Annotated in this window: 16 protein-coding genes; 3 read left to right on the forward strand and 13 right to left on the reverse strand. The window is 69.7% G+C overall.

Annotation, left to right across the window (positions count from 1 at the left end; all coding sequences use genetic code 11):
* Positions 1-32: 32 nt before the first annotated feature.
* The 3 genes from Cco03nite_RS09170 to Cco03nite_RS09180 are packed head-to-tail and all read right to left on the reverse strand — an operon-like array spanning position 33 to position 2,126.
* On the reverse strand, positions 33-335 hold the full coding sequence (locus tag Cco03nite_RS09170) for an L-rhamnose mutarotase (RefSeq protein WP_203691067.1): 303 nt from the start codon (positions 333-335) through the stop codon (positions 33-35).
* A 34-nt stretch (positions 336-369) separates the two neighbouring features.
* Entirely contained in the window at positions 370-1,125 is a 756-nt protein-coding gene (locus Cco03nite_RS09175; protein ID WP_203691069.1) for an SDR family NAD(P)-dependent oxidoreductase, read from the reverse strand.
* A gap of 8 nt (positions 1,126-1,133) precedes the next feature.
* Positions 1,134-2,126 (reverse strand): zinc-dependent alcohol dehydrogenase, encoded by a 993-nt coding sequence (locus Cco03nite_RS09180; RefSeq protein ID WP_239167237.1) that lies wholly within the window; start codon positions 2,124-2,126, stop codon positions 1,134-1,136.
* Positions 2,127-2,423: 297 nt separating this feature from the next.
* Here Cco03nite_RS09180 and Cco03nite_RS09185 point away from each other — a divergent pair, with 297 nt between their 5' ends.
* A complete protein-coding gene (locus tag Cco03nite_RS09185; protein ID WP_203691086.1) occupies positions 2,424-3,314 on the forward strand; it encodes an amidohydrolase family protein in 891 nt (296 codons plus the stop codon).
* Positions 3,315-3,417: 103 nt separating this feature from the next.
* On the opposite strand, the gene Cco03nite_RS09190 is transcribed toward Cco03nite_RS09185, so the two are convergent.
* The 6 genes from Cco03nite_RS09190 to Cco03nite_RS09215 form a co-directional block, all read right to left on the reverse strand.
* Positions 3,418-4,269, reverse strand: coding sequence for an amidohydrolase family protein (locus tag Cco03nite_RS09190; RefSeq protein ID WP_203691095.1), 852 nt, complete (start codon positions 4,267-4,269; stop codon positions 3,418-3,420).
* Between the two features lie 420 nt (positions 4,270-4,689).
* On the reverse strand, positions 4,690-5,499 hold the full coding sequence (locus Cco03nite_RS09195) for a FadR/GntR family transcriptional regulator (protein WP_203691097.1): 810 nt from the start codon (positions 5,497-5,499) through the stop codon (positions 4,690-4,692).
* Between the two features lie 312 nt (positions 5,500-5,811).
* Positions 5,812-6,960, reverse strand: coding sequence for a mandelate racemase/muconate lactonizing enzyme family protein (locus Cco03nite_RS09200; RefSeq protein WP_203691099.1), 1,149 nt, complete (start codon positions 6,958-6,960; stop codon positions 5,812-5,814).
* A gap of 1 nt (position 6,961) precedes the next feature.
* Entirely contained in the window at positions 6,962-7,789 is an 828-nt protein-coding gene (locus tag Cco03nite_RS09205; protein ID WP_203691101.1) for a carbohydrate ABC transporter permease, read from the reverse strand.
* Positions 7,789-8,679 carry a carbohydrate ABC transporter permease gene (locus Cco03nite_RS09210; protein WP_239167238.1) on the reverse strand — a complete coding sequence of 297 codons (891 nt, stop codon included), beginning with the start codon at positions 8,677-8,679 and terminating at the stop codon, positions 7,789-7,791. The genes Cco03nite_RS09205 and Cco03nite_RS09210 overlap by 1 nt, the downstream gene beginning before the upstream one ends.
* 77 nt (positions 8,680-8,756) lie before the next feature.
* Positions 8,757-10,016, reverse strand: a complete 1,260-nt coding sequence (locus tag Cco03nite_RS09215; protein ID WP_203691104.1) for an ABC transporter substrate-binding protein — start codon at positions 10,014-10,016, stop codon at positions 8,757-8,759.
* 523 nt (positions 10,017-10,539) lie between these two features.
* On the opposite strand from Cco03nite_RS09215, the gene Cco03nite_RS09220 reads away from it, so the two are divergent.
* Complete coding sequence (locus tag Cco03nite_RS09220) at positions 10,540-12,180, forward strand: glycoside hydrolase family 27 protein (protein WP_203691106.1); 1,641 nt, start codon at positions 10,540-10,542, stop codon at positions 12,178-12,180.
* A 345-nt stretch (positions 12,181-12,525) separates the two neighbouring features.
* Here Cco03nite_RS09220 and Cco03nite_RS09225 read toward each other — a convergent pair whose 3' ends face one another.
* Positions 12,526-14,028, reverse strand: a complete 1,503-nt coding sequence (locus tag Cco03nite_RS09225; protein ID WP_203691108.1) for an endo-1,4-beta-xylanase — start codon at positions 14,026-14,028, stop codon at positions 12,526-12,528.
* A gap of 338 nt (positions 14,029-14,366) precedes the next feature.
* A complete protein-coding gene (locus tag Cco03nite_RS09230; protein ID WP_239167239.1) occupies positions 14,367-15,308 on the reverse strand; it encodes a PaaX family transcriptional regulator in 942 nt (313 codons plus the stop codon).
* Positions 15,309-15,568: 260 nt separating this feature from the next.
* Here Cco03nite_RS09230 and Cco03nite_RS09235 point away from each other — a divergent pair, with 260 nt between their 5' ends.
* On the forward strand, positions 15,569-16,885 hold the full coding sequence (locus Cco03nite_RS09235) for a CE1 family esterase (protein WP_203691118.1): 1,317 nt from the start codon (positions 15,569-15,571) through the stop codon (positions 16,883-16,885).
* Between the two features lie 86 nt (positions 16,886-16,971).
* Here Cco03nite_RS09235 and Cco03nite_RS09240 read toward each other — a convergent pair whose 3' ends face one another.
* Positions 16,972-19,647, reverse strand: coding sequence for an RICIN domain-containing protein (locus Cco03nite_RS09240; protein ID WP_239167240.1), 2,676 nt, complete (start codon positions 19,645-19,647; stop codon positions 16,972-16,974).
* Positions 19,648-20,098: 451 nt separating this feature from the next.
* Entirely contained in the window at positions 20,099-21,454 is a 1,356-nt protein-coding gene (locus Cco03nite_RS09245; protein ID WP_239167241.1) for an RICIN domain-containing protein, read from the reverse strand.
* Positions 21,455-21,729: the final 275 nt, after the last annotated feature.

A 21,729-nucleotide genomic window follows, 5' to 3' on the forward strand; every position in this document is an offset into this window, starting at 1 on the left:
TCTGGTTCCGGGCGAGGTCAAGGGACGGCTGGTCAAGGCAGTTGCCACACCAGGGGCAGCGGTCCGCGCTGCGACACCGTCATGTCCAGCATCGGGTGAATGACCTGGTGCCAGCGTTCGGTCAGCTCCAGCCGCGCCATCGCGGTCTCCATCCCGTCCCAGTCGTCGCACACCACGGTGTGGAACAGGTCCAGCCCGTCGCGCCAGATGTGCCACGAGTGGACTCCGCTGTCGCGCAGGGCCTGGTCGTGCTCGGGCGAAAGCTTGGCATGGATGCGCTCGTACTCGGCTTCCAGGCCGGGCTTGAGCCGGGTGTGCAGTGCGATCACCTGCATGGGTGCTCCTTGCCGATCGTTGTCGTCACTTCGGTCACCGGCCGAGCCAGCCGCCGTCGACGGGGACCAGCGCGCCGTGCACGTAGTCGGAGGCCGCCGAGGCGAGGAACACGGCTACCCCGGCGAGGTCGGCCGGGGTGCCCCACCGTCCTGCGGGGATGCGGTCGACGATCGCGGCGTTGCGCACGGGATCGTCGCGCAGCGCCTGGTTGTTGTCGGTGGCGATGTAGCCGGGCACGATGGCGTTGACGTTGACCCCGTGCGCGGCCCACTCGTTGGCCAGGGCCTTGGTCAGCCCGGCGACGCCTGATTTGGCCGCGGTGTATCCGGGCACGGTGATCCCGCCCTGGAAGCTGAGCAGCGACGCCGTGAAAATGATCTTTCCGGCGCGCCGGTCCAGCATCGCCCGCCCGACCTCCCGGGCCAGGACGAACTGCGCGGTGAGATCGACCGCGAGCACGTGGTCCCAGTCGTCGTCGCTGTGCTGCGCGGCCGGTGCGCGGGCGATCGTGCCGGCGTTGTTGACCAGGATGTCGACCGGCCGCCCACGCCCTGCCAGATCGGCGGCCAGGGCGGCGACCGCCTCGCGCCGGGCGAAATCGACCGCCTGCACCTCGCAGCTGCGGCCATGAGCGCTCACCCTGCGGACCACCTCGCTGCCGTCCGGTTCGAGCTGGGCGCTGACAGCGATGATGTCCGCTCCGGCGCCCGCGAGCGCCTCAGCGACGGCCAGGCCGATACCCCGGCGGGCCCCGGTGACGACGGCGAGTTTGCCGGTGAGGTCGAACATGGCGGCGCTCACCGGGCGGCCGCGCAGTCGAGCAGCACCTTCATCACTCCGGCCCCGGATTCCAGGGCCGCGAACGCCGCACCGACGCGCTCCAGCGGCTCCACCTGGGTGATCAGCTGCGCGGCCGGGATATGGCCGCCGGCCACCAGCTCGACGGCCGTCGCCATGTCGTGCGGGCTGTAGAGCCGCGCGCCCAGCATCGTCAGTTCGCGCCAGAAGAAGCGGTGCAGGTCGACCTCTCGTGGGGCGGCGTGGATCGCCACCATCACCAGCCGCCCGCGGGGCGCCAGGGCCTGCACCGCGGTGGCGACTCCGGCGGCCGCGCCGGAGACTTCGAAGCTGACAGCGGCGCCCTCGCCGTCGGTCCACTCCCCGATCAGCGCATTCGTGTCGGCGGCGGTGGGGTCCGCGGTGGCGAAGCCGAGCCGGTCGGCGACCGCTCGCCGCTGCGGGCTGGGCTCCAGGACCAGCACGTGGGCTCCGGTGCGCCGGGCTACCACGGCGATGAGCAGGCCCACGGGACCGCCGCCGACCACGACGGCGTGCTCGCCGGCGGCCAGGCCGCTGCGGCGTACGTCGTGCACCGCCACGGCGGTCGGCTCGGCCAGCGCGCCGTGGGCCAGGTCGAGGGTGTCGGGCAGGCGGACCAGCGCCCCGGCGGGCACGTTCCAGCGCTGTTGCATGGACCCGGCGCTGTCGATGCCGATGAAGGTGAGCCGCGGGCATACGTGCCCGTGCCCGGCGGCGCAGGTCCGGCAGTCGCCGCACGGCAGGACAGGTAGGACGGTGACGGGCTCGCCGGGTTTCCAGCCGTCGACACCCTCGCCGAGCCGGGCCACCGTTCCCGACATCTCGTGGCCGAGCACCGCGGGCGTGGAGACTCGCCGGTCCATGTCGCCGTGCAGGATGTGCAGGTCCGTGCCGCAGATCCCGGTGAACGCGACGTCGATCTGCACCTGCCCCGGGCCGGGTGCGGTCTCCGGCACGTCGACGACGCTCAAGCGCCGGTCACCTTCGTATACGGCTCGGTGCATGGCTTCCCTCTCTTGAACCGGCGTCCCGCCGTACGTCGCAGTGGACGACCTGCCGTGCGAGCGCGTCGCCGTCATGCGGCGAAATGGCTGGTGCGCCTCGATTACGGCTGGGCGCTCGACCTCGGTTGTCCGGATCGGATCGAGCTCAGATATGACATCATATGTTTCGCCGGATGACAACGCCCCCGCGCACCGGCCGCCACCTGATGCCTGGCGTGCGGTTGCGCCGAGCCGGGCCCCTTCCACCGACCCCTGGAGCCGCACGTGACCCATCCTTCCCGCGAGACGATCATCGACGCGCACCTGCACGTATGGGACCCGTCGCGCGGCGTCTACCCCTGGCTCGGCCCCCACCTCGCGCCGATCAACCGCGCCATGGCGCTGCCCGAGGTCACGCCCGCACTCGCCGCCCACGGCGTCAGCTCCGCCGTGCTGGTCCAGTCCGCCGACGACGACTTCGACACCGACCTCATGCTGCAGACGGCGCGCTCCGACCGCCGGATCGTCGGCGTCGTCGGCTACGTTCCGCTGCATCGGCCCTCCGTCGCCGCCGACCGGTTGGCGCGACTGCGCGACGATCCGCTGTTCGTCGGGGTGCGGAATCTCATCCACGAGCGCGAGGACCCGGCCTGGATCCTGCGCCCGGACGTCGACCACGGACTCAGCCTGCTCGAAGAAGCCGGGGTGCCGTTCGATTTCGTCGCCGCTGGCCCCGCGGCGCTGGGCACCGCCGCCGAGGCCGCCCGCCGCCACCCCGGACTGCACCTGGTACTGGACCACCTCGGCGCCCCGCCGCTGCGGGCCGGACTCGACCACACCCGGACGTGGTCACACCACCTGGAGTTCCTCGCCGGCTGCCCCCGGGTCTACGCCAAGCTCTCCGGGCTGTACGTGGGCGACGACCCGGACGGCGAGGCGCTGCGCCGGCTGGGCGCCCACCTTCGTACGGCGTTGCGGTTGCTCGGCCCCGAGCGGTTGATGTACGGCGGCGACTGGCCGATCTGCCTGCTCCACGAGTCCTACGGCCGGACCCTGGACCTGGTCCGGCAGGCGCTGTCGGAGCTGGACGCCACCGGGTGGCGTGAGGTGCTCGCCGGCACCGCCACTCGGGTCTACGGCATCGATCCCGGCCGGGTCGCGGCGACCGGCTCCTGACCGCCGGGGCCCGGTGCCGCCATCACGGCACCGGGCCACCGCGTCCGCCCGGGACCGTCGATCACGACACCGGTCTTTTGGCCCCGATGGACGACAGGCCACTTCAAGCCGGTCGAGCCAGCTCGCTGACGTCCAGTTGGTAGGTGCTGACGGCGGTCGCCGCGAAGACGTCCGGGTGCAGGCCGCCGAACGGCCACGCGATGGCGCGCAGCGCTTGGGGATAGGTCGCCGCCAGCCGGCACATCGGCCAGTCCGAGCCGAACATGAGCCGCCGCACACCGAACACCTGCGCCGCATGCTCCACATAGGGCCGCAGGTCGTCCACCGACCAGCGGTCCCAGTGCGCGAGCGTCACCAGGCCGCTGAGCTTGGCGCGTACGTTTTCGCAGGCGGCGACCGGCGCGATCTCGCGCTGCCACTCGGTCAGGCCTTCGACGCCGCCGGTCACCCACGGCGATCCGGCCTGCTGGAGCACGATCCGGGCGTGCGGCATCGCCTCGGCCAGGCGCGCCACGGAAGGCAGCTGCTCGACCCGCACCGCCAGCTCGACCGCCAGGCCCAGCTCGGCCACGGTGGCCAGACCCGCCCGCGCCGCCGGCCGGTCCAGATAGTCCTCGGGCAGCTCGTACACCCGCTCGTGCAGCGCGACGAGCCGCTGTCCGCCCGGTTCGGCCCGGTGCTTGCCGAGGATCTCGCCGAGATCGGGGTCGGCCAGCGGCGCCCATCCCACCACGCCCACCACCCACGGCGTCCAGGCCGCGACCTCCAGGCATCGCGTCGTGTCGGCCGAGGTGACGCCCGCGGCCTCGACGAGCACGCAGGCGTCGACGTCCGACTCGGTCAGGATCGCCTTCAGCTCGCCGACGCCGTGGTCGCGCCGGACGGGGGCGTATTCGGCGGCGGCGAGCCGGCGGTTGTCCGCCGACCACAGTTGCACGTGCGCGTCGACGATCACCGCTGCCGCCCGCGGTCACCCGTGGCGGGGCCGGCCGAATCCTGCTCCTGCACTGCGGTACTCCGTATCGTCGTGAAGAGCGGCGCTGGCCGGCCTTCAGTCCGGTCGGGTGGGACGCCGGCCCGCACGCGGCGGGGTGCGGGCCGGCGCCGTCTGGTGCCCGCCGGGCTGACACGACACGATCCTTCGAGGACGGCGCGCATTAACCCGTGCGAAACACTCTGGGCGCAACCTCATCATACGTATGACGTCATAGCAAGACCTGATCGAAGAATTCGTGCCACGATCCGAATGAGAGGGTGCGCCACCGCGAACGCGAGGCGCTGGGCAGCCTGCACTCAGGCGAAGCGACCGCCCTGCAGGCAGGCCGGTCCCGGGCGGTGCCGGATCACCCCCGGCGCGCTCGGGCCGGGTTCCCGATCAGCGGGCCGACTGTCGGCGCGACGCCGAACCCGGAGCCTCGACATCGGTCTGCGGACGCCGACGGCTCCACGAACCGGTGATGTGCGAACGCATCGCCCCGGAGGCCCCGGCCGGGTCCCTGGCCAGGATGGCATCGTGGATCGCCTGGTGCTCGTCGAGCGTCTGGCGTATCACCGCTTCGTTGTACTCGCCGTGGTAGCGCATGCTGCCGCGAGCCTTGTCATGGATGCTGTTGACGATCGCGCGGCCGAGCCGGTTGCGCGACGCGGCCATGACCATGTCGTGGAAGTGCGCGTCGGCGGCGGCGAACTCCGCCACGTTGTCGGCCTTCGAGCGCATGAGCTCGAGCGCGGCGCTGATGCGCAGCCTGTCCTCGCCGGTGTGCGAGGTCGCCGCGGCCGCGGCCATGTCGGCCTCCAGCGCCGTGCGCGTGGCCACCAGCTCGTCCAGGAAGGAGAGGTTGGCGTCGTGGGCGATGATCGCGGTGAGCACCACGTCGTCGAGCAGGTTCCACTGCCGGGGGTCGGTGACCTGGGTGCCCCGACCGTGCTCGATGCGGACCAGGCCCTTCTCCTGCACCACTTTCACGGACTCGCGGATCACGGTCCGGCTGACCCCGAACTGGTCGCACAGGTCCGCTTCCGGCGGCAGCGTCGAGCCCGGGGACAGCACGCCGCGCACGACGTCGTTGACGATCTGCTGCACGACGTTGATGCCCAGCTTGGTGCCGCGGGCGCGGGGCGGGCCGGCGGCGCCGGCGGATGCCTGAGGTATGCCGAACGGGTCGGCCAGAACCTGCCGCGTCAACGCGCCCTCCCGGAGCAGTGGTCGCCGGACCACCAGACCCGACGACGACGAGTGTACGGCACGCTGTTAAGACGTCACAGGTAAGATGTCATATGTCACCGTTCCGCTTCCGTACCACGAAGATTCTCGCACGAATGGTTATCTGCGCGCACCGGGCACGGTCGCATGGTGGGACCGCGACGGCAAGCCGCAGTGCCAGCGCGCACGCCGACGGCGCGCTGGCACTGCGGTCGGCCCGGGCGGGTGCGGCGCCCTCACGCCACCGCACCCGCCCTGACCAGGCCCGCGCCCCTGAGCGCGGGCCGCCCCCGTTCAGCCGGCGACGGCGAGCAGCCGCCGGCCGGCCCGCTCGGGCCGCACACCCGGCCCGTCGAAGGACACCGTCGCGGGCTGAAGCGCACAGACGGCGATGGCCGCCTCGTCCATGCTGATCCCCAGACCGGGTGTATCGCCCAGGACGAACGATCCGTCCTCGATTCGCAGGTCGATGTCGATGCCCACCGGCGGGTGCAGCACCTGGAGCTCGCTGACGAGGTGGTTGGGCAGCGAGGTCGCCGCGTGCAGCAGGCCGACCGGGTTGGTGCCGATCGGGCTGACCGGCAGGTCGTAGGCGTGGGCCAGGGCCGCCACCCGCAGGAAGTGGGTCACGCCCCACACCGACGCCGTCTGCACGATGTCGAGTGCGCCCGCTGCCAGCAGGGGCCGGAACTGCTCCAGCCCGCTGAGGTTCTCTCCGCTGGCGACCGACGCCCGCATGCCCCGGCCGACCGCGGCGTGCCCTTCGGCGTCCCACCGCCGAACGGGCTCCTCGACCCAGATCAGGTCCAGGGTCCGTTCGAGTTCGGCGACGTAGCGGACCGCCTGCTTGCGGCTCCAGCACTCGTTCGCGTCGAGCATCAGGCCGGGCCGCGACCCGCCGCCGGCCTCGGCGAGCAGGTCCTGGACCAGGGTGAGCCGGTGCCGGTCGCGGTCGACGTCGAGGCCGCCCTTGAGTTTGGCCGCGCGGATGCCGTGGTCGGCGTAGGTCTTGTAGGTGGCGACCAGGTCGTCGTCGTCGAGCTCGATGTCGAGGGCGGAGGCGTACGCGGGAACCAGCCGATCACGCCCGCCGAGCAGTCGCCACAGGGGCTGGCCTGCGGCCTTGGCTTTGATGTCCCACAGGGCGGTGTCGAACGCACCGATCGCCCCGAAGACGGCGCCCGCGTGTCCTGCCTTGAACGTCTGCCGCAGCATCCTGTCGTACAGCGCGGTGACCGCCCGCGGGTCCTCGCCGTCGATCGCGGCGAAGATCGCGTCCAGTTCCACGTGCGGGCCCATGCCGACGCCGGTGATGCCCTCGTCGGTGCTCACCACCACGATCGGCACATCGGTGAGTCCGTCGGCGTACACGCCGTTGGCGTCACCGATGGCCCGGCCCCATTCCTGCACGGTGTTGAGGGCGCGATACCCAGTGATGCGCATGTCAGCCTTTCGTCGAACCAGCGGTGACAGCGTCGGCGATCCGGCGCTGGAAGAACAGGTAGACCGCCAGTACGGGCACGGCTGCGATCAGCACCCCCGAGGCGAAGGTGGGGATGTCGGCCGAGTACTGACCGCGCAGCGACGTCACCCCGACCATGAGGGTGCGGTGCTCGGCGGACGGCATCATCAGGAGCGCGATGAGCACGTCGTTCCAGCAGAACAGCGCGTTGAGCACCCCGACCGACAGCAGCGCCGGCCGGCCCATCGGCAGCATGATCCTTCGGTACACACCGTAGGTCGTGTTGCCGTCGATGCGCGCCGCGTCCGTGATCTCGGTGGGGATGGCGCTGTAGTAGCTGGTCATCAGGTAGATCGTGAAGGGCAGGTACTGCGCCGTGTAGGCGAGGATCAGACCCGGGTAGGTGTCGACGAGCCCGGTGTCGGCCATCGTCCGCACGAGCGGCACCATGATCACCTGGAAGGGCACGAACAGCGCCGCGAGGCACCCCAGGAACAGCGCCCGGGACCCGCGGAACCGCAGATGGCTCAGCGCGAACCCGGCCATCGAACCGAGCAGCAGCAGCAACGCGGACGCACCCGCGACCACGATCACCGAGTTGAGGAAGTAGCGCGCCGTTCCGGCACTGGTCCAGGCGGTGGCGATGTTGTCCCAGCGCAGCGTGTCGGTGAATGCGAACCGGTCCAGGATGTAGTCGCGGCGGGTCTTCATCGCCGCGTTGCCGGTGAACACCAGCGGGTAGATCGTCGCGAGCGCGAGCAGCGCCATGGGCAGGGCGATCAGCCACCGGCTGATTCGAGCGCCGCGCATCAGTCCTCCCTCCCGGTGCGTCGCAGGAAGCTGACCTGCGCGAGCCCTACGACGAGCATGACCAGGAACAGCACGGTGGAGGCCGCCGAGGCGTACGCCGGGCGGTTCATCTGGCCCTGCTGGATCCAGATGTAGTACTCCGGCAGGTAGGTCGACCCGCCCGGTCCTCCGCTGGTCATCACGTAGATCAGACCGAACATGGAGGTCAGCATCCCGATCATGGTGGTCACGAAGACGAACTGGATCGTCCGGGACAGGCCGGGAATGATCACGTGCCGGATCACCTGCGGCAGGCTCGCCCCGTCGGAGCGGGCGGCGTCGAGCAGGGCAGGGTCGAGCGTGGCGAAGCCGGACAGGAACACCACCAGTGACATGCCGAACGTCGCCCAGATGTGCACGCCGACGACGGTGAACATCGCGACGTCGGAGTCGCCGAGCCAGTCGATCGGGCCGAGACCGGCCAGTTCGAGCAGGCTGTTGACCGGGCCGTCGAAGGACAGCAGCAGGTTGAAGATCGAGCCCACGATGACCGGTGAGAGCACCGCGGGGAAGAAGTACACGCTGCGGTAGAACCGGTGGCCGGGCACCCGCAGGTAGATGAACGTCGCCAGCATTCCCGGGATCGCGACCGCGATGGGCAGCAGCAGCACCAGCCAGCCCACGTTGCGCAGCGCGCCCAGGAACAGCGGGTCGGCGAACAGCTCCGCGTAGTTGTCCAGCCCGACCGCCGAGCCGTTGCGCGCGCCGTCGCCGGTGAAGGAGAAGTTGACACCCAGCAGCAGCGGCCACAGCCGGAACAGCACGATGACCGCGACGGCGGGGGCGATGAGCACGAACGGGGACAGCCGTTCCGAGGACAGCCCGCCGGTCCTGGGACGCCTGCGTGACACGGTCGCCGGCCCATCGGCCCGCCCCGCCCGAGCGGGGCGGGCCAACAGCGGCGTGAAATCACCGAGCGGCACTGTGGTCAGCTCCGGTCCGACTCGCCGAGCTGCTTGAGCGCGGCGTCGACAGTGACGGAACCGTCGAGGATCTGCTGCGACAGCCGGCCCATCAGCTCGATGGTCTTCGACGACAGCGCCACGTGCAGTGCCGGCTTGCCGGTCTTGAGGTCGGCGACCAGCGAGGTGACGGCCGGCTCGGCGGCCTTGACGGTGGTGTCGGAGACGACCGCGCCCGCGTCGGTGTAGAAAGCGGTCAGGGCCTCGGTCGAGGTCAGCGAGCGGACCAGGTCGGCGGCCAGGGCCGGGTCCTTGGTCCACTTGGCGACCGCGTAGCCGATGCCGCCGTCGAAGGGCAGGCTGGGGACGGCGCCCTCGGCGATGACCGGAGACTTCATCACCCCGACGTTCTCGGGCCCGAGGAACTCGTTGAAGTCCTTCCAGTGGCCGATGTCGGACATCAGGCCGATGATGTTGGTCGCCTTGCCCGACTGGAAGATGCCGAACGCGTCGGTGAACATCGTGGTCGAGTTGCCGCCCTTGCTGTTCAGGCCGCCGGTCTCGACGTCCTTCCACAGCTGGAAGAGCTGCTTCACATGCGGGGAGTTCCAGTCCCGCTTGCCGGCGATCCAGTCGTCGTATTCCTGCGGCGAGAAGATTCCCGAGCCCAGAGCCGACAGGAAGAACTGGATGCCCGCGCCCTCCTTGTTGCCCAGCGAGAAGCAGGTGGCCTTCGTCGCCTTGGTGATGGCGGCGCAGTCAGCGGTGAAGGCGCTCCAGGTGGTCGCCGGCTTCTGCGGGTCGAGCCCGGCCTTCTTGTACAGGTCCTTGTTGAAGTAGATCGGGTGGCCCTGCAGGGTGACCGGCGCGGCGAACACCTTGCCGTCCTTGGTGAACGCGTCCCAGCCGGCCAGCCGTTCCTTGTCCGGGCTGAGGTACTGGTCCAGCGGGACCAGCGCGTCGACCCGGTCGCGGATCTGGCCGCCGCCGTTGAACAGCATGACGTCAGGGCCCTTGCCCGCCTGGATCGCCGCTCCGAGCAGCGTGTAGTACTGGTCGAACGGCTGGGCGACGAATTCGACGGTCACGCCCGGGTGCTTCTTGGCGAAGTCGGCCTTCGCCTTCTCCACGTATGCGGTTGCGGTCTTGTCACTGGACTTCCAGTCCCACACCACGAGCTTGCCGCTCGCCGCGCCGGACGGAGGTTCGTTGCCCGTGGCACTTCCACAGCCCGCCAAGGCCAGCATCGCCACGACGGCGGCAGGCCAGAGTACTCGCTGCTTCATTGATTCTCATCTCGAGAATGGCCGGGTGACCGGCTGTCAGCTGGAATGCAGCAAAGCTAAGTCATATGATGTGTGATGTCAACGGAAACCTCGCGGTAACCAAGGCCGCCTCCGTCGGCTCACGACACTCGGACTTCACCTGGGACACCCCGCTCCGGGAGTGCCGCCTGTTACCGATCACATGACATCGACCGGCCGGGTCGGGCTCCGTCCACAACCCACAGACCACGACATGGTCAGGACCGTCGATCATCCGAAACATTTCGGCAACGCCTTGACGGAATCTGATGTTATCGGTCACAGTCTATGGCGACGCCGACCGACCCGTCGGCGTACGCAGCACCCGCGCGCTCTGGCCCATCCGGACAGAGCACTCCCCGCACCGCGCCCCACCGCATCCCGCGCGGTGAGGACTTCGCGCTGCCCCACCTCGGCCCGATCCGACGCTCCCCGCCCGCCGCACCCCCGAACGGCGGTCTGCGTCCCGGTCCGCTCCCCCGCCCGAACCACCAGAGGAGCCAACGTGAACCGTCCCCTCCGAAGGCGACGCCTGGCCACGGCGCTGACGGCAGCACTGCTGCTGTCAGCGGCCGCACTCGGCCTGCAGGCCCCCGCCGCACACGCCCTCGACAACGGTGTGGCCCGCACGCCGCCAATGGGCTGGAACTCCTGGAACACCTTCGGCTGCAACATCAACGAGACCCTGATCCGCCAGCACGCCGACGCGATCGTCAGCAGCGGCATGCGCGACCTGGGCTACCAGTACGTCGTGGTCGACGACTGCTGGTTCAACCCCAACCGCGACTCGGCGGGCAACCTGCAGGGCGACCCGACCAGGTTCCCCAGCGGCATGAAGGCGCTCGGCGACTACCTGCACAGCCGCGGCCTCAAATTCGGCATCTACCAGGTGCCCCTGGACAAGACCTGCGCGCAGTACTTCGGCTCGTACCCCGGCGCCACCGGCAGCCAGGGACACGAGGTCCAGGACGCCCGGCAGTTCGCCGCCTGGGGCGTGGACTTCCTCAAGTACGACTGGTGCTCGCCCACCGGCACCATCGACCAGCAGGTCGCGACGTTCGCCAAGATGCGCGACGCGCTCGCGGCCACCGGCCGGCCGATCGTGTACAGCATCAACCCCAACAGCATCCACGCCAAGACGGGACCGCTGCGCAACTGGGGCGACGTGGCCAACATGTGGCGCACCACCGAGGACATCACCAACGCGTGGGACACCGGGCAGACCAACGGTTACCCGATGGGCATCCAGAACATCGTCAATGTCACCGTCCCCCTCGCCTCCTACGCCCGGCCGGGAGGGTTCAACGACCCCGACATGATGGAGGTCGGCCGGGGCGGCATGAGCGACACCGAGATGCGCAGCCACTTCGCGCTCTGGGCGGTCATGGCCTCGCCGCTGATCGCCGGCAACGACCTGCGCTCCATGTCGAGCGCGACGCAGACCATCCTCAAGAACGCGAACCTGATCGCCGTCAACCAGGACTCCCTGGGGCTGCAGGCGACCCAGGTCTCCCACGACGGCACCCGCCGGGTGCTGGCCAAGCGGCTGGCCAACGGCGACGTCGCAGTCGCGCTGTTCAACCAGGGATCCTCGACCACCACGGTGTCCACCACCGCCGCGGCCGTCGGCAAGTCCGGCACGTCCTTCACCCAGCTGGACGCCTGGACGAACGCGACCAGCTCCACGAGCGGGACCATCTCCGCGAGCGTCCCCGCGCACGGCACGGTGGTCTACCGGGTCAGCGGCGGCGGCACCACTCCCCCGCCGTCCACGACCACCTTCGTGAGCGCGGCCTCCGGGCGCTGCCTGGACGTCCCGCAGAGCAACACCGCCAACGGCACGCAGCCGGTGATCTGGGACTGCAACGGCCAATCCAATCAGCAGTGGGCCGTCAACGGGGCGGCGCTGCAGGCCCTGGGCAAGTGCCTGGACGCGCCGCTCAACGCCACGGCCGGGGCCAAGGTGCAGCTGTGGGACTGCAACGGCGGCGCCAACCAGCAGTGGAACCTCAACTCCGACGGCACGGTCAGCAATCGCCAGTCAGGGCTGTGCGTCGACGTCAACGGCAACGCCACCGCCAACGGCACCCTGGTGATCCTGTGGACCTGCACCGGGGCGGCCAACCAGCGCTGGACCCGGCGCTAGCCCGAAGACAGTGGACGCGGACCGCGGTTGCCTGGCTCCGGCACCGCGGTCCGCGTTGGGCCCCACCGTAGTTCCATCATACGTCATATGTCAATGTCTCTATGATGACCGGTCGGTGGGTTAGCCCAATGGACTGATCGACCAGGCATGATTGGTGGCCTGACCCTTGATCTCGCCGCAGGATTTCGGCGAGATATCACTCACTTATCGGGTCTTTTAGCCGCCGCTGTCATACGTCATATATTCGGACCTACCCGTCGAGCGGCCGGGGGCGGCGACGTGCGCCCCCGGCCGCCGGCGGTCACCACACGGCCGCCATGGCCACAGAATCGTGGCGTCGGTTCACTACGAAACCAGGCTGAACCGCTGGTTGGCCTGGCCGTTGCAGTCGTAGATCTGGACCCGGGCGCCGTTGGCGGTGCTCCACACGTCCAGGCACCGGCCCGACTGCACGCCGGTGATGGTGCCGTTGGAGTTGAGGTTCCACTGCTGGTTGGTCTGGCCGTTGCAGCTGTAGATCTGGATCTCCGCCCCGTTGCCGGAGCCGGCCGCGTCCAGGCACTTGTTGCCGTACACGGTCAGCTGCTTGCTTGAGGTGTAGGTCCACTGCTGGTTGGCCTGGTTGTTGCAGTCGTACAGTTGCACCCGCGTGCCGTTGGTCTGCGACGCGTTGGGCACATCGATACACCGGCCCGACTGTGCGCCCACGATCCGGCCGAAGCCGCTCGGCCCAGGCGTCGGCGAGGAGCTCGGGGCAGGCGAGGACGACGGACCGGGCGAGGCGGGCGTCGACTGCGACGGCTGCGGCGTGGCGGCGTTGAGGGCGTTGAGCACCGAGGTGTACGCCGCCTTCGCGCCGCCACCGCTGTTGAACAGCAGCGGGCTCTCGCTGGAGCGCCAGGAGTCGCTGTCGCGCACGCCCCACACGGTGATGCCGATGCAGCGCGGCACGTTCATGCACGCCTGGGTCAGACCGGCATACTGCGTGGTCGAGGCGTTGGTGACGTCGACCTCGGTCAGGGCCACGTCGACCCCGAGGGCAGCGAAGCTCGACAGGGTCGTCTGGAAGTTGCTCGGCAGCGAGCTGCCGCCGGTGAAGTGGGTCTGCAGGCCGACGCAGTCGATGGGCACGCCCCGGGACTTGAAGTCCTGGATCATGCGGTACACGCCCTGGGTCTTGCCGTAGCTCCAGTTCTCGATGTTGTAGTCGTTGTAGCACAGCTTGGTCGACGGGTCGGCCGCACGGGCCGTGCGGAACGCCACCTCGATCCAGTCGTTGCCGGTGCCCTGCAGGTTCGAGGAGCGGCGGCTGCCGTCCTCGTTGAAGGCCTCGTTGACCACGTCCCAGGCGGCGAGCTTGCCCTTGTAGTGGGCCATCACGCCGTTGATGTGGTCGATCATCGCCTGGCGCAGGTTGCTGCCGGACAGGCTCTGCATCCAGCCGGGCTGCTGGGCGTGCCAGGCCAGGGTGTGGCCGCGGACCTTGAGACCTCGCTGATTGGCCCAGTTGTAGATCTGGTCACCCGCACTGAAGTTGAACTGACCCCGGTTCGGCTGGGTCGCGTCGGGCTTCATCTCGTTCTCAGCCGTGATCATGTTGAACTCACGGGCCGCGATCGTCGTGTACGTCGAGTCACCGAGCCGGTTGGCGGCGATGGCGGTGCCGAAGTACCGCCCCGACTGCGCGGCGGCGGCACCGAGTGTGCCGGCAGCCGCGTTCGCGTTCGGGATCACCAGCGCGACGGTCAGCACGGCGAGGGCGCCGGCGGCCACGGTGAGCGCGGCGGTGCGGATCGGTGATCGTCGCTGTGGGTTCCTGCCATGATGCGCGGTGGGAAGCGCTGTCATCATGGTCTCCTTTCGTGGTCGGCGCACGCGTCGTCTCGGGCGATCGGTCGCCACGCCGTGGAATCGGGCATCGATACCGGGGCATGTTGCCACGCTTGGATGCCTGCCGCAACGGAAACTTTTCGATAACTTCCGGAAGATGATCAAAGGCCAATGTGGCCGAAGTCGAAAGCGATCTCGCCTCGGTATCCACTCACGAGTGATGTCTTGCCCGCTCAGATGGCCTGCCAAGCGATCTTCACTGGGCCGTCCGGATCACCCTTCGCGCGGCGCGAAAGATCGAAGCACACTGGATCACTAGCCTGCTTCCGAAAGTTCCGGACTACCTTCGGAACAGCTCAGGAGGCAGCCATCACCGCGACGGTGTGGGCCATGATGCCGACCGGGGCCGCCCCCGATGACCGTCGGACGACGTCCAGTACATGTGACTGGGCGTGCCCGGCAAGCCCGTCGTAGATCTCGACGAACACCTCCCGAGCGCGCATGCGTGGCCACTCCGGCGGCAGCAGCTCCACGGGCAACTGCGGGTCGATCAGCGGTATGTGCCGGTAGTCGTCCATGATCTCGGTGCGGGCCCGGACCGCCGCGGCCCCCGCGATCCGTCCGTCGCGGACCTGCTGCAGCAGCGGCCGCCACTGCCGGTCGAATGCCGCGTAGTGCTCGGTGATCGCGGCGATGTCCCACGCCTCGATCGGGTTGCGGTCCGCGCCGGCGGCCAGGTCGACATGCGCCGCCCGGAAGACGGTCATCGCACCGGGCGTGACGGTCGCCAGCCGCCCGGCGACGGTGGGATTCCACGGATCCGGCGAGACCCACAGCCCGTCGTACAGCGGCGCGAACCCCAGCCAGCGCAGCTGGCCGCGCAGCGAACGTCGCTGGGCGCCGTGCTCCTGCGGCAGCGAGAACGCGACCAGCGTCCAGGTGCCGTCCCAGGCGCGCGCGTGCTCGGCGAACCGGGCGATCCAGGCTCCCCCTGCCGACAGCTCGTCGGCGGCGTCCCTGGTCAGCCGGTAGAAGCTGTGCCGGCCGTCCCGGCTGCTCTCCAGCACGCCCCGGCGGGCCAACCGGCTGATCGCGGTCCGGGCCGCGCCGCTGGTGATCCCGAACTCGCCGAGCAGCGTCGTGACGGCGGCCGAGGGCAGCCAGGCGCGAGTGGGCAGCGTGTAGTCGGCGACCAGCGTCGTGGCCAGGCCCTGCGGCGAGTTGCCCGCCTGGCGTCGGGGCAGCCGGGAGCCGCCGGCCACATCGGGGTAGATCTCTTCGATCTCGAACAGTTTCACCACGACTCCGGCGCTGCGACGACCACGCCCCGCGGCGCGGGGTCCCGCCCATCGTAGGTGCGGCGGGTGGGCGCCCACGCGACGCCGGAACGGTCCGGCCGCCATTCGAACCGTTCGATTGACACTTTCCTGTCCGACCGGCATTCTTCATGACACACGTCGTCGAGGGAGCCCGACCACGTAGACGAACCAAGTCCGGCACACCGGCAGGGGCAGGCCAGGGCAAGCCGACCCGCAACTGTTGCGATCAAGGAAGTGCCATGACACGAACGACCAGCTCAAGCCGACACCGATGGGTCCTGAGCAGCCTGCTGACCCTGGCGCTGACCGGCGCGGTCCTGCTGGTGCCGCGCCTGGCCGAGGCCGGGCCGACCGCCGGCTGCGGCAGAACCCCGACCCTGACCAGCGGAACTCGCTCGATCCAGAGCAGCGGGCAGAACCGCACGTACATCCTCAGCATTCCCAGCACCTACGACAACACCCGGCCGTACCGGCTGATCTTCGGGCTGCACTGGCTCAACGGCACCGCCAACGACGTCGCCACCGGCGGATCGGACGGGGCGGCCTGGGCGTTCTACGGGCAGAAGCAGCTGTCCAACGACGGCACGATCTTCGTCGCGCCGCAGGGCATCAGCAACGGCTGGGCCAACACCAACGGCCGGGACGTCACCCTGATCGACGACCTGATCAGCCTGGTGCAGGCGGACCTGTGCGTGGACACGGCGCAGGTCTACGCCATGGGCTGGAGCTACGGCGGCGCGATGAGCTACGCGCTGGCCTGCGCCCGGCCGACGGTGTTCCGCGCGGTGGTGGTCTACTCGGGCGCCAACCTCAGCGGGTGCAGCGGGGGCACGCAGCCGGTCGCCTACTTCGGCATCCACGGCACCCACGACAGCGTGCTCAACATCTCCAGCGGACGCTCGATCCGCGACACGTTCGTCCGCAACAACGGCTGCACCGCGCAGAGCCCTCGCGAGCCGGCCCAGGGCAGCCTGACGCACATCACCACGCTCTACTCGGGGTGCCGGTCCGGTCATCCGGTCCAGTGGGCCGCCTTCGACGGCGACCACGCCCCGCACCCGGTGGACGGAACGACGGCCACCAGCGGCACCCGCACCTGGACCTCGGCGGCGGTCAACAGCTTCCTGGCCCAGTTCGCCGGCACACCCTCCCCCAGCGCCTCCGCGTCAGCCGGCCCGTCGCCGAGCGCCTCTGCCTCACCGAGTCCCGGGCCGAGCAGCCCCGCGCCCAGCAGCCCCGCGCCGTCCTCGCCCGCCCCTGGCGGCGCATGCGGCGCCGGCTACCGGACGATCAACTCCTGGCCCGGCGGCTTCCAGGGCGAGGTCACGGTGACCGCAGGCAGCGGCCCGATCACGGGGTGGTCCGTCGGCTGGACGCTCAGCAGCGGCCAGTCCATCACCCAGCTGTGGAGCGGCACGCTGTCCAGCAGCGGCCAGTCCGTGACGGTGCGCAACGTCTCGTACAACGGGTCGTTGCCGGCCGGCGGGTCGACCACCTTCGGCTTCCTCGCCAACGGCACTCCTTCGACGCCGACGCCGACCTGCTCGGCCGGCTGAGGTACCGCCTGCGAAGGTTCGCCCGCACTGACGGGGGTCGTCGACCCGGTCTCGCCGATCACGAGACCGGGTCGACGACATGTCCGTCAGCTGCGCAGACTCCACTGCTGGTTCGCGCCGCCGTTGCACGACCACAGGACGATCTTCGTGCCGTTGGCGGTCGCCGCGCCGGTGGCATCCACGCAGAGCCCGGATTGCACGCTGGAGATGGTGCCGTTGGCGTTGAGGTTCCACTGCTGGTTGGCGCCGCCGTGGCAGTCCCAGATGACCACCGCGGTGCCGTTGGCCGTGCCGTTCCCGGACGCGTCCAGGCACTTGTTGCCGTACAGGGTCAGCTGCTTGCCGCTGGTGTAGGTCCACCGCTGGTTGGTGCCGCTGTGGCAGTCCCACAACTGCATCTGGGTGCCGTTGGCGGTGGCGCTGTTGGGCCCGTCGATGCAGCGGCCGGACTGGCCGCCCACGATCTGGACGTTCTGCTGGCCACCGCCGCCGCTGCCCTCCCGCCGGACGAGCGACTTCGACTCCACCGAGCGGACTCCCTGCGCGTCCACCACGTAGAGGCGGTACTCGCCCGCCGCGGTGGGAACCGCGATCGAGGTGGCGGTGCCGTCGGCGCGGGTCATCGTCGCCCCGGCGGCGAAGCTGGTGGTGCCGTACGGGGCGAGCCAGACGGACTTGGTCGAGTCGCCGGTGCCGCGGATCGGGATCGACGTGCCGGTGCTGGCGACGTAGGTGCTCGCCGGCAGCACGTAGTCGGGCAGCACGAGATTGGCCTGCGGGATGACGCCCCGGTAGGCGTCCTCCAGGCCGGAGTTCACGGCGATGCTGTACGCGGCCGCGGGCCAGACGTAGTCGGACGAGACGAGGATGTCGTGGACCGTGCTGTTGGGCAGGACCTTGTTCGACACCTTGTTGATGGGGCCGTACGTCTGCGTGATGCTCAGGTCGTGCTTGCGGCCCCAGTCGTCGGAGTTGACGAGCCAGGTGACGTTCTTGTCGACGCTGAGCACGTTGTCGCGGAACGTCATGTACGCCGAGCCCTCGTCAGGGTGCAGACCGTACTTGTGGCCGGACGGAACACCCTGCAGATAGTTGTTGGCGATGGTGGTTCCGGGTTGGCTGCCCAGGGTGTAGATGGGCGCGGTGTCGCTGAGCCGCTGCACCGTGTCGATGAAGTGGTTGTGGCTGATGGTGTTGTTCTTCGCCGTCGTCGTCGGGCGGTTGGGCGCGATCGAGCCCGACGAGCCGTCGAAGTTCCACCATCCCCAGCCCATCGTGATGCCCGACCAGGGCGCCTTCTCGATGCGGTTGCGCTGCACGGTCAGGGTGTCGACGAAGTAGGCGGTGATGGGGCTGTGCCCGTTGAACAGCACGGCGCTGTCGTAAAGGTAGTTGTTCTTGATGTCGATGCTCTTCGGCAGTCCTTCGACGGCGACCGGGTACTTCTCGCGGTTGCTCGACGTGTAGTCGCCGATGTAGACGTGCTGGGGGTGGCCCACGCTGATGGCGGACCCGGCGATGTCGTTGGTGAAGTTGCCGATCAGCTGTGAGTTCTGCACGTCGTTGACCATGCCGATGCCGTCGCCGCCGGCGTGCTGGACCCGGTTGCGCTGCAGCAGGATGCCGTCGGCGTTCTGGATGTCGATCATGGTCGGCGTGACGTCGACGTTGCGGTAGTAGTAGACGTGGAAGTTGCCCTTCGCGTACGCGGTGGCGCCCAGGTTGCCCTGCTGCGCCTGCTTGTAGGCCGAGCCGGACACGGTGAACAGGTTCCAGTCCGAGTGCTGCACGGTGATCCCGGACAGCGTGATGTTGCGGGCGTGGCTGCTGGTGGAGGTCCCGGCGATCCGCAGCAGCGTGGTCACGTTGTTGGGCGCGAAGACCGACGCGGTCGTCATGTTCTCCGAGCCGGCCTTGTAGTAGTACAGGGTCTGGGTGGACTTGTTGAAGTAGAACTCGCCCGGGGTGTCCAGGAACTCGTAGGCGTTCATGACCTTGTGCGTGCCGCCGACCTGGGCGTTGCCGTTGAACGCGCCCTGGGCGATGGCCGCGCCGGGCTGCTGGAACAGCGCGATGCGGCCGGAGCCGTCGCTGGTCACCTGGCGCACGCCCACGATGGCCGTGGTCCAGGTGGTGCCGGTCTCGATCTCGATGTCGTCGTGGTTGCCGTTGATGGCGGGGAAGTCCGACGCGCTGTACCTGGCCCCGTCACACTGCGAACCCGACTCCCAGGTCCACGAAGCCTGACCGGCCGTGACGTTGTACGTGCCGTAGCATCCCGCAGACGAGATCGTCTTGGACGCCATGTACGCGCGCTTGTCGTTGACGTACAGCGCGCGCAGCTTGTTGGAGCGGCTGAGGGGCGCTTTCCAGATGCTGCCGCTGTGCTGGGTCCACCCCGTCACCTGCACGCCGCCGTCGAGGACCGGCGTCTCGTTGTTGTAGGCGGCGTAGACGACGCGGTGGCCGTTGGTGCCCGAGTCGCCGGCCCCGAACTCGATGGTGCTGCTCACCGGATACGTGCCGCCGCGAAGGTACACGTAGATGTCGCCGGTCATGTTCGTGTTGACCGTGCGTACCAGGTCGCGGGCGCGTTGCACGGTCCTCAGCGGCGAGCCGATGGTCCCCGGGTTGCTGTCGTTGCCGTTGGGGGCGACGTAGTACGTCGCCTGGATCGCGGCCGAGGCTGGCGCCTGGCCGGCGATGGCGGCTGCCAGCGAGGCGGACACGAGGACCGCGACCGCCGCCAGCGATCTGCCCACGGTCGATAAAGCTGACTTCACGTCTTCTTCCTTTCGACTGCCGCAGCTCAGCGGTGTCCGCCGCTGCGTCCGGAGTGCGATGGTCTGCCGTTTCGCGGCACCATCGCCTGCCGGGCGAGCACTCTCGCGCCGTCGAAGCGGTGGTGCCGGCCTCCGGCAGCGGTGCCCCGCCGCGGTGGTCCGGCGGCCGCGGGCCCGGCCGCCGGAGCGGGCGCGGCCTTCCCTGCCGCGCAGCTGCCGCGATTGGTGCGCCGCTGCCCGGGAGGCCGCTTGTCCCCTTGAAGCACCGCAACAGTAGCGACGTATGACGTCACACGTCAACGGCCTGTGTCTATTCCATTTCGGCCGGATTCCGCACGCGGACCACGCGATTTCGTCGAGCCGACCTGGCCTGGGCTCCGGTCGGCGGGGCCGCCGGGCCGGCACCGTGCGGCCGGCCCGGCGTTCCCGGTCAGTTCCGGGTGCTCCACTGCTGGTTGGCGCCACCGTGGCAGCTCCACAGCTGGATCCTGGATCCGTTGGCGGTGCCCGCGCCCGACACGTCGACGCACAGGCCCGACTGGACACCGGTGATGGTGCCGTTGGCGTTGAGGTTCCACTGCTGGTTGGCCTGGCCGTTGCAGTCCCAGATGATCACGGAGGTGCCGTTGGCGGTCCCGTTCCCGTTGGCGTCCAGGCACTTGTTGCCGTACACCGTGAGCTGCCGGTTCGCGGTGTAGGTCCACCGCTGGTTGGTGCCGCCGTGGCAGTCCCACAGCTGGAGCTGGGTGCCGTTGGCCGTGGACGAGTTGGGCACGTCGACGCAGCGGCCCGACTGCTGGCCGACCAGCAGCACGTTGGACTGGCCGGGGGCCGGGCTGCTCGGCGGCGGGGAGCTCGGCGGCGTGCCGGATCCGAACTGCGACAGGAACCGCCAGGCCTCCGCCTTGGTCCAGGTCCGGGCGCCGTCCTCGCAGCCGGAGCAGCCCTCCACCGGCGCCGGCCCGTGGCCGCCGTCGAAGGCGGCCCACTGCACGGGGTACCCTGCCCGGCAGGAGTACGTGGTCGTGATGTGCCGGCCGCTGCCCGCCGCCGGTTCCGAGGCGTTCTGCTGGGCGCAGCCGTTGTTGCGCAGGAAGGTGTCGCGCAGCGAGCGGCCCTGCGAGATGTTGAGCACGTTGTCGGAGATGCCGTGGATGCCGAAGTAGGCGATCGGCTGGGTGCCGCCGCTGCAGCCGGACAGCTGCGCGCCCGCGTACACCACCACGGCACGGAACACCGTCGCCCGCGCGCAGGCGATCGCGTAGCTCATCCCGCCGCCGTAGCTGAAACCCATGGCGAACCGCTGCGTGGTGTCGACGCACAGGTCGTTCTCGATCATGCGGATCATGTCGTCGGTGAAGGTGACGTCGGCGCCGCCGGAGTTGGCCCAGCCGTTGCCGAGGCCCTGCGGGGCGACCAGGATCGCGCTGTTGTCGGACTGCTGCTGCATGCCGTAGAACGACCATGTGGTGCCGCTGCTGCCGCCCGAGGAGACGTCGTTCATGGTGCCGCCCCGCCAGTGGTAGGCGAAGATGAGCCGGTAGGGCCGGGTGTTGCTGTAGCCGTCCGGGACCCGCAGGTTGAAGCTGCGGCTCTGACCGCTGCTCTGGATCGTGTACGTGCCGGTGCGCAGCGTCGGGGCCTTGCCGCAGCCGGCGGTCGTGGCGGCGTACGCCGCCGGGCCGGTCAGGGTCGTGGCCGCCAGGGCGCCCGCAAGGACGACGGCGGCCGCGCCGAGCGCGGCGAGCCACCGTTGCCGGACGGGTCGATGCTGGATGGATGTCACGGTGCTGTCTCCTTGCTTGGGAGCGGGGACTGCACTGCCGGCGGCCGCCTGCGGCTGGTGGCACGGGACAGCACAGCCAGACCGCCGCACCCGGGCGGGCAGGCGGTTGAACTGTCGGCGAGGTGGAGCCGGACCTGGGCGTTACGGCCAGCGGCGCGGCGGCCGGCCCGGTCGTCGCTTCACCACGTGGCGGGCTGAGCGGCGGTCGGCTCGCTGCCCCAGGCCGACTGTCCCAGCGGGACAGCGCCACCGTAGCGACGTATCACGTCACATGT

This window comes from Catellatospora coxensis (assembly GCF_016862635.1).
Taxonomy (GTDB): domain Bacteria; phylum Actinomycetota; class Actinomycetes; order Mycobacteriales; family Micromonosporaceae; genus Catellatospora; species Catellatospora coxensis.

Bases quoted from the DNA above. Each gene is read 5' to 3' on its own strand.
- Cco03nite_RS09170 (WP_203691067.1), bottom strand. From the start codon at position 335: ATGCAGGTGATCGCACTGCACACCCGGCTCAAGCCCGGCCTGGAAGCC.
- Cco03nite_RS09175 (WP_203691069.1), bottom strand. From the start codon at position 1,125: ATGTTCGACCTCACCGGCAAACTCGCCGTCGTCACCGGGGCCCGCCGG.
- Cco03nite_RS09200 (WP_203691099.1), bottom strand. From the start codon at position 6,960: ATGCGCATCACTGGGTATCGCGCCCTCAACACCGTGCAGGAATGGGGC.
- Cco03nite_RS09205 (WP_203691101.1), bottom strand. From the start codon at position 7,789: ATGCGCGGCGCTCGAATCAGCCGGTGGCTGATCGCCCTGCCCATGGCG.
- Cco03nite_RS09215 (WP_203691104.1), bottom strand. From the start codon at position 10,016: ATGAAGCAGCGAGTACTCTGGCCTGCCGCCGTCGTGGCGATGCTGGCC.
- Cco03nite_RS09225 (WP_203691108.1), bottom strand. From the start codon at position 14,028: ATGACAGCGCTTCCCACCGCGCATCATGGCAGGAACCCACAGCGACGA.
- Cco03nite_RS09235 (WP_203691118.1), top strand. From the start codon at position 15,569: ATGACACGAACGACCAGCTCAAGCCGACACCGATGGGTCCTGAGCAGC.